Origin of the sequence: Mesorhizobium sp. M7A.F.Ca.CA.004.06.1.1, assembly GCF_003999135.1 — a bacterium.
Lineage (GTDB): Bacteria > Pseudomonadota > Alphaproteobacteria > Rhizobiales > Rhizobiaceae > Mesorhizobium.
On sequence record NZ_RZPQ01001102.1, the window covers coordinates 1 to 1364 of the forward strand.

Sequence of the window (1364 nt, forward strand, 5' to 3'; positions counted from 1 at the left end):
CGCCGGCCTGGAAAAGGCGATCGGCCTGATGACTCGCCATGGCGCCATCGCCGACACGATCGGACGAGCCCGCCATTTCGGCGAGATCGCCCGCGACGCGCTGGCGCCGCTGGAAGCGACGCCGCAGAAATCGGCGCTGATCGACGTCATCGATTTCTGCATCAGCCGGGTGAACTGAGCGGCGTCACCCGGTTGCCCGCTGCTTCGCCTTTCCCGGCAAAGCGAACGCGGCCAGCAGGCTGACAAAGATGCCCGCCGCCGCCAGCCAGAAGGCGATCTGTATGCCGTCGGCGATCGCGGCCTTCAGTGCATCGCCAGTCAATCCGCCGACATGGCTGTTGGCGATCGCGATCAATGTCGCCATGCCGATCGCGTTGCCGATGTTGAGCGTCGTGCAGGCCATTCCCGAGGCAACGCCCTGTTCGTCGTGTGCCACGCCCGACGCGGCCGCGATCCACATGGCGGTCCAGACGATGCCCTGTCCGACACCGGAGATGATCAGGCCGGGAACGATGGCGGCATAGCTGCTGTCGGCTGATGCTCCAAGGACCATCAGCGCTGTGCCGGCTGCGCCGACTATCATGCCGCCGACCAGGGTCGAGCGTGTAGAAAAGCGCGTCGCCAGGCGCTCACCGAGCTGCGTGCCGGCGGCGATGGCGATCGACGGCACCAGGAACGCCAGGCCTGTTTGCAGGGCGGTGAAGCCATGTACGGTCTGCAACAGCACGGTCAGGAAATAGGGCAGGGCTCCGAACGTTCCCATGAACAGGAAGGTGATCGTCATGCCGGCGACGAGGCTGCGATTGCGGAACAGCCGCAGCGGCATCAGCGGGTCAGCGCTCTTCGCCTCAATCAGCGCGAAGGCGATAATGAAGATCGCTGCCAGTGCGGCGCTGGCGATGATCGCTGGCGAACCCCAGCCATATTCAGGTCCCTGGACCAGCGTGAAGACCAGCAATGTGGCGCCTGCGGTGACGGTCAGCGCGCCCGGCAGATCGAAGTTGCGGTGCTGGTGCCGCTTGGGATCGCGCGGAATGATGGCAAATGCGGCGATGATGGCGATGCCAGCCAGCAGCACATTGACGTAGAAGACCGACGACCAGCCGAAGGCGCCTGTCAGGATTCCACCGGCCAGTGAGCCAAGGGTAAGGCCGCTCGCGCCGGCACCGCCCCACACCGCCAGCGCCCTGTTGCGTTCCGGTCCTTCGGCAAACAGGCGGTTGATCAGCGAGAGCGTCGCCGGGAACAGGAAAGCGCCGCCGATGCCTTGCACGGCACGCGCAGCGATGATGATTTCCGGCGACCAGGCGAGGCCGCCGACCAGCGACGAAAGCGCATAGAGCCAGAGCGCGAAGATGAAGATG

1 protein-coding gene and 1 pseudogene are annotated in these 1364 nt (G+C 65.4%); one reads left to right on the top strand and one right to left on the bottom strand.

Translation table 11 applies throughout. The annotated features are described in order from the left end of the window. Window positions 1–178 (top strand): annotated as a pseudogene (locus EN906_RS34205) (polyprenyl synthetase family protein); the annotation flags it as partial. Window positions 179–184: 6 nt separating this feature from the next. Here the strand turns inward: EN906_RS34205 and EN906_RS34210 are convergent. After that, a partial coding sequence (locus EN906_RS34210) for an MFS transporter (protein ID WP_127375782.1) occupies window positions 185–1364 on the bottom strand: 1180 nt, incomplete at its 5' end.